The sequence below is a fragment of the Enterobacter sp. ENT03 genome (assembly GCF_019218745.1).
Lineage (GTDB): Bacteria > Pseudomonadota > Gammaproteobacteria > Enterobacterales > Enterobacteriaceae > Enterobacter_D.
Window position 1 is genome coordinate 29,109 of the sequence record NZ_JAHUXA010000027.1, and the last position, 11,412, is coordinate 40,520.

Consider the following 11,412-nt stretch of genomic DNA (forward strand, 5'->3'; position numbering starts at 1 on the left):
TTTTATTGCTTACACGGCCCGTTTCCCGAGCGTGCCGCCGGGATGGTAGAGGCCAAAATTTTGCCGGGTAAACTGCTTTAAATGCGAGAGCGTCAGCGCCAGCGCATCCCCTACCACCAGGACCGCCGTCGAGGAACTTGACGGTGCCAGCCCTAAATCATCCGCCTCAGTTTCCACGCGGATCTCAATGGCCAGATCGCAGGCCATTGCCAGCGATGAATGCCGGTTGCCGGTAAAAGCCACCCGCCGAACAGCCATTTTTTTCAGGCTGGGCAGCAGGGCCAGCATCTCCTGCGTTTCACCGCTGTTTGACAGCAGAATGGCAATATCATCCCTGTGGATCATCCCCAAATCACCGTGTAACGCTTCGGTGCCGTGTACAAAAATCGCCGGTGTTCCCGTGCTGGCAAAAGTGGCGGCAAGCTTCTTACCAATGTGGCCAGATTTGCCAATGCCGACGAACACCACTCGTCCCTTAGCGCCAAGAATAATGTCGATCAACATCTCCATACCGGGGAAAGGCGCGGTGAGTAACTCCCCAATAGCCTGGTGTTCTTTGCGCATATAGTTTTTAAGCAGGGGCAGCGTACTGTTATTCATGATGATCTCCTTGTCGCGCGTTATTGAGCGCGCTCACGGCTTTATGCAGCCGGTGTAATCCGTCTTCCAGTTTGGCGCGGGAACAGGCGCAGTTAAGCCGCAGGAAATGCTCGCCGCCGCGTCCGTAATGACTGCCAGACATGATGCCCACTTTGCCCGCCTGCACCAGATAGTGCTGAAGCACCGCGTCTGAGACGGTCAACCGCTGGCAATCCAGCCAGGCAAAGTAGCAGCCGTCGGGTTGCACGAGGGTGATTTCCGGTAAAAACGTCGCCAGAAATGACGCCACAAAGGCAAGATTTTGTTGCAGGTGCCCCCGCAGCGCCGCAAGCCAGTCGTCGCATTCCCGGTACGCAACAATGGTGGCGATGACGTTGAGGATCGCCGGGGAGTTAACGAAATCCCGGTAGCGGGTGAGGGTGACAAATTTCTGGTGCAGTTGCGGATCGGGGATCAGCGCATAGGAGCCGGTCAGTGCCGGAAGATTGAAGGTTTTCGACACCGATGACAGCACCACCAGCTTTTCATGATGAGGATGCTGCGCTTTGAGCAGCGGAAAGGTGTTCTGCGTAAAAGTGATGTCCATATGAATGTCGTCAGAGATCACCCAGCACTGGTGTTTTTGCGCAATATCGAGGATGCGGGTGATTTCATGGGGCGTCCAGCAGCGACCGACTGGATTGTGCGGGTTGCATAACAGGATAATGCTGGCGCGCATCGCCTGGCATTCAAAATCCTGCCAGTCGATATGGTAGCGGCCGCCGCTCCGCTTCAGCTCAGACGTCAGCAGCTGGCGGCGGTTCTGGCGGATGACATCAAAGAACGCATTATACGCGGGCGTGAACAGGCAAATGCCGTCTGCCGTGCCGCTTAACAGTTCAATAAGCTTACTCAGGGAGTACATGACGCTTGGGCTGTAGGCGATCCACTCCGGCTTTATCGGGCAGGCGAACTGTTTGTCATACCAGTGCACAATCGCCTCAAGGTAATCCGCATGTTGCCAGCGGCTGTAACCCAGCACCGGATGGCTCAGGCGCGCGGTCAGGGCACTCATAATCGCCGGCGGCACCGCAAGATCCATATCCGAAATGGAAAACGGTAATACGTCTGCTTCACCAAAGCGGTCAGCGGCAAAATCCCACTGCGTACAATAAGTGTGATAGCGCGAAATCGGGGTATTAAAATCCGTCATGACGCACCCCCATGTAAGCATCCATCTCGCGACGCATGGCGAAGACTTTCGTGCCAATGATAATTTGCAGGGTGGTGGCATCAAGTTTAACGATGGCGACGCCGCCGGCACGTTTGATCCTGGCCTCATCAATCAGCGAGATGTCCTTGACCACCAGGCGCAGTCGGGTGACGCAGTTATCCAGCGAGACAATGTTTTCCCGGCCGCCAAGCGCGCTGACCATCTCCTCGCCCTTATCAGGTGTGGCATCGGGCAGGGTGCTATCCCCGTCCTCTTCGCGACCGACGGTGAGCAGATTAAATTTGAGGATCGCCCAGCGAAAGACGAGGTAGTAAATAACGAAGTACACCACCTCCACCATGATGGCGATCGGCCAGCCGGTACGCACGCCGCGCAGAACGCCGAAACTGATAAACTGGATCAAGTCGCCGGTGAAGCCCATTTTCACGCCCATATAGGGCAGGATCATATTGGCAAAACCGTTCATAAACGCGTGGAAAGCAAACAGCGCCGGGCTGACGAACAAAAACAGGAATTCGATGGGTTCGCTGACACCGCCGACGATCACCGTCAGCACGCCGGAAATCAGCAGTGCTTTCACCGCCATGCGGTTTTTGGCCGTCTGATACATCGCCAGCGCCGCCCCCGCCAGCCCGTACTGGATCATCAGTTTGCCCTGTTCCATTTTGCCGGCGAGATCGAGAGGAATAACGGCATTCTCTTTCACGTACGCCATAAACATATTCAGCGTTCCGAAGTATTCCTGCTGATTGATAATGGCCGAGCCGCCGATGGGCGTGAAGCGGAATACCGACGTGACCAGATGATTCAGGCCAAAAGGTATGGTGACGCGCTCCGCCACGGCATAGAAGAAATAGCCCACCGGGCCGGAGGTGGAGATCCAGCGTCCAATAGCCATAAACATATTGAAAAACGGTGGCCAGACGAAGGGAATGACCAGTCCTACCAGACTCATCAGGATCAGCGTCACAATAGGCACTAATCGCGGGCCGCTGTAAAAACCCAACGATGCCGGGATGTTAAGTGCGACGATGTGCCGATACAGCGCATTGACCAGCAAACCACTGACAATGCCGCCTAACACGCTGGTGTTATAGGTCTGGATGCCAAGAATGATCGTCTGACCGTGGGTAGACATTTGATCGCTGGCCACCAGCAGGTTGTTTTGTTGCAGATAAAAATGTGTGCCCAGGTGCATGGCCATAAACCCGATCAGCCCGGAAAATGCGCCGTAGGCTTTGTCCTCTTTGTCTTTTAATAAACCGAGCGGAATGGCGATGGCAAACAATACCGGCAGATTAGCGAAAGCATATAATCCCAGTTCGACAATAAATAACAGGGTGGTTTTTACCGGTGGCCAGGCCATAAAAGGTAAATAGTGCGCCACGCTGGCGTCGGATAATCCGCTGCCCAGACCAAGCATCATGCCGCAGACGCTGAGCAGGGCAATAGGGTACATAAAAGCCTTTCCAAGACTCTGGAAATAATGCCAAATAGTTGAGGATTTCATTTAACACTCCATTGTTTTCCCGGAATTAATTAATCCGGCGGCTCATTACATTTTTAATATGAATGGAAAGGTAGAGTTTCTCGCTCATTTTGATACTGCGTTGATAGTTGTCGTTAATATACTGACTAATCCGCGTGACGCATTTTTTAAGCTGCGCGTCCGTCTCGGTAAAGTATTCGTAGATAATGCGAAAATCACACTCGTTAATCTCCTCTTTATGAATAATACGGTAAGCAAAAAATTTCAGATGCATCATAAAGCGGGAGTGATCGAACGAATCTTTTGGAAGGACACAATGATAACTTGTTTCCACGATGGCAATAATCTCTTTGACCAGCGCCAGAATGGAAACGGAAATATCCGTCCGCTGATAGTTATTGATGAGGTGTAGCGCGATATAGCCGGTTTCATCCGCCGCAAGCTGGATACCGGTTTCGCGGGCGATGATCGCGAGCGCCTGTTCTGCGACGGCGTATTCCTGCGGATAGAGCAGGGCGATCTCATCAAGGAACAAATTCGGTAAGTGAACGAATTGCTGCTGGCGCAGGGTCGCGTTAGCGATATGATCAACCAGCGAAAAAATGATGGATGCAGACAATTTTTGCCCCAGTTCTTTTTCCGCCAGTACAATGATTTTTTCCGCGATATGAATATATTCAATACTGACCTTTTTGATGAGATCGTAAATCTGATCTTTGTGTTCCTCTTTAATGTAATAGACTTTGTTGATCAGGCGCTGATCAAGTCGGGTACCTGCTTTTTGGTTGTAACCCACTCCGGCACCGGAGACGACGATCTCTTCGCCTTCCCGGTTAGTAGCGATAACCGCATTATTGTTGAGAATTTTCGCAATAATCATGACCTCTCCCCATAAAAAAAGGGCAATACATAAAGGGGGAGGCCCTTCAGGTATTGCCCTTGCCTAATTTAATAGTTACAAGTGCCAGTGATGTTTTCTTTAATAGCAGCAGTGTAGAGAAAGCCGATAATCGTGAATACGATCAGATTAATATAATTTGAGTGCCGTCACATAAATAATTTTGAGTGAGTGGGGTTAATTGTGCCTTTAATTCTATTCATCATTAAAGGCACCCGTAATACTATTATGCCGTCACTTCGCTGTGTTGCTGTGCTTTTAGCCAGGCGATCTCTTCCGCCCAAATATCCGGGTTAACGGTTTCCAGTACCATCGGAATACCGTCAAAACGCGCGTCCTGCATGATCCAGCGAAACGCATCATGCCCGATATTGCCCTCACCGAGACTGTGATGGCGGTCAACGCGGCTGCCAAACGCGCTTTTCGCATCGTTGAGGTGCATCCCGCGCAGATACTTAAAACCGACAATGCGCTCAAACTCCGCAAAGGTTTTTTCACATTCCGCGGCGCTGCGCAGATCGTAACCCGCGGCAAAAGCATGGCAGGTATCAATGCAGACGCCGACGCGGGATTTGTCTTCCACGCCGTCGATAATTGCCGCCAGATGCTCAAACTTAAAGCCCAGATTACTGCCCTGTCCGGCGGTGTTTTCGATCACCGCGGTGACGCCTTCGGTTTTATCCAGCACGATATTGATCGACTCAGCGATACGCGCCAGGCACGCCTCTTCCGGGATCTGCATCAGGTGGCTGCCAGGGTGGAAGTTCAGCAGGCTCAGCCCGAGTTGCTGGCAGCGCGTCACTTCATCGAGAAACGCTTCGCGGGATTTTTCCAGCGCGTCGGCCACCGGGTGACCCAGATTTATCAGGTAGCTATCGTGTGGCAGGATCTGCGCTGACGTGTAGCCGTATTTTTCGCAGGCGGCTTTAAAGTCATCAATCGTTTCGCTTGTCAGCGGTGCGGCGCGCCATTGACGCTGATTTTTAGTGAACAGGGCAAACGCGGTTGCGCCGATTTCCGCGGCGCGCATCGCGGCATTAGCGACACCCCCCGCGGCGCTGACGTGCGCTCCAATGTATTTCATAAACACTCCTGGCAAACCCGGCCGGGCAAAGTCGCCATGATACCGGGTTAACAGGAATTTTACAGGGGGGTTATGGCTGTGGATAAAGCGGCCTCCACTCCCAGGTTAATCAGCCCGCCGCCGACAATCAGCCAGACGAACAGCACCAGCGCCATTAGCAGGGGTTTCACACCGGCGTTTTTCAGGGCGCTGACGTGAGTGGTCAGTCCGAGCGCCGCCATCGCCATCGCCAGCAGAACGGTATCCAGCGTGACCAGCGTCTGCACCAGCGCGGCGGGCAGCAGGTTAAAGGTGTTGAAACCCGCGACCACGATGAACAGCACGGCGAACCACGGAATGGTGATCTTGCTGTGCTGCGTATTATCTTGCGGAGCCAGCCGTTTGACGCGCATTGCCAGCAGGATCAGGAAGGGGGCCAGCATCATCACACGCAGCATTTTGGCGATCACTGCGGCATTTTCGGCATCCGGCCCAACGGCATGACCGGCTGCGACCACCTGCGCCACTTCATGCATGGTCGAACCCATATAGACGCCGTAGGCTTCCGGGCTGAAAAACGTGCTCAGTAGCGGATACACTGCCGGATAAAGGAAGATCGCCAGCGTGCCGAAGATCACCACCGTCGCCACGGCTACCGTCACTTTACTCGCCTGCGCTTTTACCACCGGCTCGGTTGCCAGCACCGCCGCCGCGCCGCAGATGCTGCTGCCTGCGCCAATCAGCCAGCTGGTTTGTTTATCCAGCCCGAAGACTTTTTGCCCGAGGAAGCAGGCCAGCGCAAAGGTGCTGGTCAGGGTGAGGGCGTCAATAACGATCCCGCTGATGCCGACATCGGCAATCTGCGAGAAGGTCAGCCGGAAACCGTACAAAATGATCCCCAGGCGTAATAGATGCTGTTTGGCGAACAGTACGCCGGTATCACAATGGGGCGCAGCATGCGGATAGAGCGTATTACCGATAATCATGCCGGCGAGGATCGCCAGCGTCAGGGCGCTGAATCCGGCACCGGCAATGGCCGGAATGCTGCCTGTCCACAGGGCAAACCCTGCCACCAGCGCGCTAAGCGCAAGGCCGGGCGCGTAACGGTGAAATGAAGAGTGTGCGTGTAAGGTAAGTTCAGTCATAACCTTTCTCCTTTGTGTGGACAAAGCGTAAGGGTTGCTGGCTTAAAAATAAAATTGATTATATATTTATAATTAATCTTTATAAGTGGTAAGCGGCGCCTTACCGGATGGGGTTAACCATGCATATTACGTTGCGGCAACTGGCCGTTTTTGTGGAAGTGCTGAAAAGTGGCTCGACAACCCAGGCCTCGCAAATGCTGGCCTTGTCACAGTCGGCGGTCAGCGCGGCGTTAAGCGATCTGGAAGGGCAACTCGGCGTGCAGTTGTTCGATCGCGTCGGCAAACGGCTGGTGGTCAATGAACACGGTAGGCTGTTGTATCCGCGCGCGCTGGCGTTGCTGGAGCAGGCGACGGAGATCGAGCAGCTGTTCCGCGAGGATAACGGCGCGATCCGCGTCTCTGCCAGCAGCACCATCGGCAACTACATTCTCCCGGAAGTGATCGCCCGTTATCGCCGGGATTTCCCCGACCTGCCGCTGGAGATGAGCGTCGGCAACAGCCAGGACGTGATCAACGCGGTAGCGGATTTCCGCGTGGATATTGGGCTTATCGAAGGGCCTTGCCATACGGCGGAAATTATCGCGGAACCCTGGCTGGAAGATGAACTGGTGGTATTTGCCTCACCGTCATCGCCGCTGCTACAGCATGAGGTTACGCTGGAACAGCTGGCGGCAGCGCCCTGGATCCTGCGCGAACGCGGTTCCGGCACGCGTGAACTGGTGGATTACCTGCTGCTGTCGCATCTGCCGCAGTTTCAGTTGGGCATGGAGCTGGGGAATTCCGAAGCCATTAAACATGCGGTGCGCCATGGGCTGGGCATCAGTTGTCTGTCCCGGCGGGTGATCGCCGAACAGCTGGAGTCCGGCTCGCTGGTGGAAGTGCCCATTCCGCTGCCGCGCCTGGTAAGGACGCTGTGGCGTATTCATCACCGGCAAAAGCATCTTTCCAGCGCCCTGAAGCGGTTTTTGCGCTATTGCGGTGAATGAGGCCAGCGCATTTTATTATCGTAAAGCCACGCATCCACTGCTTTACTTATAATCCGCGGCCAGTCATGAAGCTCTCTTATAACTGCGCATTTGTGCCGGAAGGATGCCGTCTGGTCTGCTACAATCCGGCCTCATTTTTTGGAAGGACAGCATTTTCCCATGGTTTCCGAATCTAAAACCACACAAGCGCCCACGCTGCGTCGTGAACTCAAGGCGCGTCACCTGACGATGATCGCTATTGGTGGCTCCATCGGCACAGGGTTGTTTGTTGCATCAGGCGCAACCATCTCTCAGGCAGGGCCGGGCGGCGCACTGTTCTCCTATATTTTGATCGGCCTGATGGTCTATTTCCTGATGACCAGTCTGGGCGAACTGGCGGCTTATATGCCGGTTTCCGGCTCTTTTGCCACTTACGGTCAGAAATATGTCGAAGAAGGCTTTGGCTTCGCGCTGGGCTGGAACTACTGGTACAACTGGGCGGTGACCATCGCGGTGGATCTGGTGGCGGCACAACTGGTGATGAGCTGGTGGTTCCCGGATACACCCGGCTGGATCTGGAGCGCGCTGTTCCTGTGCGTCATTTTCCTGCTCAACTGGATCTCGGTAAAAGGCTTCGGCGAAGCCGAATACTGGTTCTCCTTAATTAAGGTCGTCACGGTTATCGTCTTTATTATCGTCGGCGTGATGATGATTTTGGGTATTTTCCAGGGCGCAGAGCCTGCGGGCTGGAGCAACTGGGGCATCGGCGAGGCGCCGTTTGCGGGCGGTTTTGCTGCCATGATTGGCGTGGCGATGATCGTCGGCTTCTCATTCCAGGGTACCGAACTGATTGGCATTGCGGCGGGCGAATCTGAAGATCCTGAGAAGAACATTCCGCGTGCGGTGCGTCAGGTGTTCTGGCGTATCCTGCTGTTCTATGTGTTCGCTATCCTGGTGATCAGCCTGATTATTCCGTACACCGATCCGAGCCTGCTGCGCAACGATGTGAAAGACATCAGCGTCAGCCCGTTCACGCTGGTATTCCAGCATGCGGGTCTGCTGTCTGCGGCGGCGATCATGAATGCAGTGATCCTGACGGCGGTGCTGTCGGCGGGTAACTCCGGCATGTACGCCTCAACGCGTATGCTCTACACGCTGGCCTGTGACGGTAAAGCGCCACGTATTTTCAGCAAGCTGTCGAAGGGCGGGGTGCCGCGTAACGCGCTTTACGCGACGACGGTGATCGCAGGTCTGTGCTTCCTGACCTCGATGTTTGGCAACCAGACCGTGTACCTGTGGCTGTTGAATACCTCGGGCATGACGGGCTTTATCGCCTGGCTGGGGATCGCCATCAGCCATTATCGCTTCCGTCGCGGATATGTGATGCAAGGACGCGATCTGAGCGAACTGCCGTATCGTTCCGGTTTCTTCCCGCTGGGGCCGATCTTTGCCTTTGTGCTGTGCCTGCTCATTACGCTTGGCCAGAACTACGAAGCCTTCCTGTCAGATACCATTGACTGGGGCGGCGTGGCAGCCACCTATATCGGTATTCCGCTGTTCCTGATCATCTGGTTTGGCTACAAACTCAGCCGCGGCTCGAAGTTTGTCAGCTATCGCGATATGGAATTCCCGGACCGCATTAAGCAGTAATCTCTGTTATCTGACCGCGTGGCGCACGCGTCACCCGGTCAGCTTCTTTTGCTTTCCCTTCTCATTTATCTTCCCGTCTTGACATAACTTTTAACAATTCAATTGATAATTGTTATTATTTGCATTATCGTTGCCAGCAATTTCAAAACGATAAAACCGCCGCGTGTCGCGCCGGGTCAACGACATTATTATCACCGCCTTCGCCACCGTAGCGGGCGGGATCTGCGCATTGTGAGCAACATCTTTCTTATTTGTTGTCTTTAGTTCATGGAGAATTTGGAATGTTTACCCTGAATCCCGTCGTGCGGGGAGGACTGTGCGCGTCCGCCATTTCACTTGCACTGCCAGCGTTTGCCAATGAAACGATGGTGGTTACCGCCGCTGCCACCGAGCAGAATGTGAAGGACGCGCCGGCAAGTATCAGCGTGATCACGCAGCAGGATCTGCAACGCAAGCCGGTACAGAACCTCAAAGATGTACTGCAGGAGGTGCCCGGCGTACAGCTCACCAACGAAGGCGATAACCGCAAAGGCGTCAGCATTCGCGGCCTCGACAGCAGCTATACGCTGATCCTCGTCGACGGCAAACGCGTTAACTCGCGCAACGCCGTATTCCGTCACAATGACTTCGATCTGAACTGGATCCCGGTGGACGCCATCGAGCGTATCGAAGTGGTGCGTGGCCCGATGTCGTCGCTCTATGGTTCTGACGCTCTCGGCGGGGTGGTTAACATCATTACCAAAAAAATTGGCCAGCAGTGGACCGGCAGCCTCACCGCCGACAGCACTATCCAGGAAAAACGCGATCGCGGTGATACCTGGAACGGCCAGTTCTTCACCAGCGGCCCGCTGATTGACGGCGTGCTCGGCATGAAAGCATTCGGCAGCGTGGCAAAACGCGAAAAAGACAAAGCGGAACCGTCGAACATCGCCGCCACGGGCGAAACGCCGCGTATCGAAGGCTTTACCAGCCGCGATGCGAACGTGGAGTTCGCATGGACGCCAAATGAAAATCACGATTTCACCGCCGGTTATGGCTTCGACCGCCAGGATCGCAGCTCCGATTCCCTCGATAAGAACCGCCTTGAACGCCAGAACGTCTCGCTTACTCATAATGGTCGCTGGGATCTGGGTAACAGCGAACTGAAATACTACGGCGAAAAAGTCGACAATAAAAATCCCGGCAACCGCGGTGTTATCACCTCGGAAAGCAATACCATCGACGGTAAATACGTGCTCCCTGTGGAGGCGATTAACCAGTTCGTGACCCTCGGCGGTGAATGGCGTCACGACAAGCTGAAAGATCCGGTTAACATCACCGGCGGCAACAGCAGCGCAACTTCAACCAGCCAATATGCGCTGTTTATCGAAGACGAATGGCGCATCTTCGAGCCGCTGGCGCTGACCACCGGTGTGCGTATGGACGATCACGATACCTACGGCGATCACTGGAGTCCCCGAGCCTATTTGGTGTACAACGCCACCGATACGTTGACGGTAAAAGGCGGCTGGGCGACAGCCTTCAAAGCGCCTTCACTGTTACAGCTCAGTCCGGACTGGATTTCCGGTTCTTGTCGTGGCAGATGTGAAGTCGTCGGCAACCCGGATTTGAAGCCGGAAACCAGCGAAAGCTACGAAATGGGTCTGTATTACGCCGGGGAAGAGGGCTGGCTTGAGGGTGTGCAGGCGAGCATCACCACCTTCCAGAATGATGTTAAAGATCGCATCAGCATCAATCGTACACCTGATGCAGAAGCGGCGAAGGGCTATCCGAACTATGTCGGTGTGAATGCCGATGGCGAACCTATTTTCCGCTACTACAACGTCAACAAAGCGCGTATTCGCGGCGTAGAAACCGAGCTGAAAGTGCCGTTTGACGATCAGTGGAAGTTAACACTGAACTACACCTACAACGACGGACGCGATCTGAGTAACGGCGGCAACAAGCCGTTGCAGGAATTACCGTTCCATACCGCCAACGGCACCGTGGACTGGCAACCGGTTCAGGACTGGTCCTTCTATGTGTCCGGAAATTACCGGGGTGAACAACGCCGCATCAGCGCCACCAGTTCCACGCCGGGCGGCTATGTGATCTGGAATGCTGGCGGTGCGTGGCAGGCAACGAAAAACGTCAAGCTGCGTGCCGGTGTGCTGAACCTGACGGATAAAGATCTCAGCCGCGATGATTACAGCTATAACGAAGACGGACGGCGTTACTTTATGGCGGTGGATTACCGGTTCTGATGGGTTTGCCGGGTGGCGACTGCGCCTTACCCGGCCTTGTATTATGCTTCCCGTGCACAAAGAACCGGCCGGTTCTTTCTGCCATGCAGTCCACATGCCGTACCCGGCCTCAGGCTTGCAGCCTGTGACGTAGATTTATGCAGTGG

At 54.5% G+C, this 11,412-nt stretch carries 9 protein-coding genes; 3 read left to right on the forward strand and 6 right to left on the reverse strand.

Going from position 1 to position 11,412, the window contains the following annotated elements:
• Positions 1 to 9: 9 nt before the first annotated feature.
• The 6 genes from KW828_RS20540 to KW828_RS20565 form a co-directional block, all read right to left on the reverse strand.
• Positions 10 to 600 (reverse strand): SIS domain-containing protein, encoded by a 591-nt coding sequence (locus KW828_RS20540; protein WP_218338101.1) that lies wholly within the window; start codon positions 598 to 600, stop codon positions 10 to 12.
• Positions 593 to 1,792: a MalY/PatB family protein gene (locus KW828_RS20545; protein ID WP_218338102.1), complete on the reverse strand. Its 1,200-nt coding sequence runs from the start codon at positions 1,790 to 1,792 to the stop codon at positions 593 to 595. Before KW828_RS20545 ends, KW828_RS20540 begins: the two co-directional genes overlap by 8 nt.
• The gene (locus KW828_RS20550) at positions 1,779 to 3,323 is read right to left on the reverse strand and encodes a PTS transporter subunit EIIC (RefSeq protein WP_218338103.1); all 1,545 of its coding nucleotides are present in this window, start codon (positions 3,321 to 3,323) and stop codon (positions 1,779 to 1,781) included. Before KW828_RS20550 ends, KW828_RS20545 begins: the two co-directional genes overlap by 14 nt.
• A gap of 25 nt (positions 3,324 to 3,348) precedes the next feature.
• Positions 3,349 to 4,182: a PRD domain-containing protein gene (locus KW828_RS20555; RefSeq protein ID WP_218338104.1), complete on the reverse strand. Its 834-nt coding sequence runs from the start codon at positions 4,180 to 4,182 to the stop codon at positions 3,349 to 3,351.
• Between the two features lie 244 nt (positions 4,183 to 4,426).
• Complete coding sequence (gene nfo / locus KW828_RS20560) at positions 4,427 to 5,284, reverse strand: deoxyribonuclease IV (protein WP_218338105.1); 858 nt, start codon at positions 5,282 to 5,284, stop codon at positions 4,427 to 4,429.
• A gap of 59 nt (positions 5,285 to 5,343) precedes the next feature.
• A complete protein-coding gene (locus KW828_RS20565) occupies positions 5,344 to 6,408 on the reverse strand; it encodes a YeiH family protein (protein WP_218338106.1) in 1,065 nt (354 codons plus the stop codon).
• Positions 6,409 to 6,527: 119 nt separating this feature from the next.
• On the opposite strand from KW828_RS20565, the gene yieE reads away from it, so the two are divergent.
• From yieE to cirA, 3 genes are all read left to right on the forward strand, one after another.
• Positions 6,528 to 7,394: a DNA-binding transcriptional regulator YeiE gene (yieE, locus tag KW828_RS20570; RefSeq protein ID WP_218338107.1), complete on the forward strand. Its 867-nt coding sequence runs from the start codon at positions 6,528 to 6,530 to the stop codon at positions 7,392 to 7,394.
• A gap of 159 nt (positions 7,395 to 7,553) precedes the next feature.
• A complete protein-coding gene (locus tag KW828_RS20575; RefSeq protein WP_218338108.1) occupies positions 7,554 to 9,023 on the forward strand; it encodes an amino acid permease in 1,470 nt (489 codons plus the stop codon).
• 281 nt (positions 9,024 to 9,304) lie between these two features.
• On the forward strand, positions 9,305 to 11,266 hold the full coding sequence (gene cirA / locus KW828_RS20580; protein ID WP_218338109.1) for a catecholate siderophore receptor CirA: 1,962 nt from the start codon (positions 9,305 to 9,307) through the stop codon (positions 11,264 to 11,266).
• Positions 11,267 to 11,412 lie beyond the last annotated feature (146 nt).